The 511-nt window shown below is 39.5% G+C and carries 1 protein-coding gene; it reads right to left on the bottom strand.

Annotated features, from left to right (window positions below; genetic code table 11):
- Positions 1–333: family 1 glycosylhydrolase (locus ABS911_RS15340; RefSeq protein ID WP_350468267.1), on the bottom strand; the 333-nt coding region annotated here is incomplete at its 3' end.
- Positions 334–511: the final 178 nt, after the last annotated feature.

Raw genomic sequence — 511 nt, 5'->3', positions numbered from 1 at the left:
TTTCAAGCCTTCTTCATTTGGTTCAGCTTCATCGCCTTTTGGAAAAATACGCGACCAAGCAATCGATAAGCGGTACGTTTTGAAACCCATCTCCGCAAATAAAGCAATGTCTTCTTCATAACGGTGGTAGTGGTCGATAGCCTCTTTCGCTGGATAAAAATGGTCCTCGTCAAAATCAAACATTTTCATATGTCCTTTCATTACAGGAAAACGATCTTCTCCATGCGGAATGACATCGACATTGGCCAGCCCTCTTCCACCTTCATTATACCCGCCTTCTGTTTGGTTCGCAGCGGTTGCTCCGCCCCATAAAAAATCTTCTCTAAATCCCATTTGTCTCCTCCTTCAAAGCCTAATTGCTTGGATATGCAGAATAGTTTTCTATCCTATTATCAGTATAACCTTATCGAGGATAAAACGCTTACTTATTTGCCATGTTTTAGAAAATAATATATCTCATGTAATAATGTTCTTGCCATTTTTCCATCTCCTTTACGTTTTTCAACTTATC

This window comes from Carnobacterium sp., from assembly GCF_040274425.1.
This window is presented reverse-complemented; position numbering and strand designations above follow the sequence as displayed.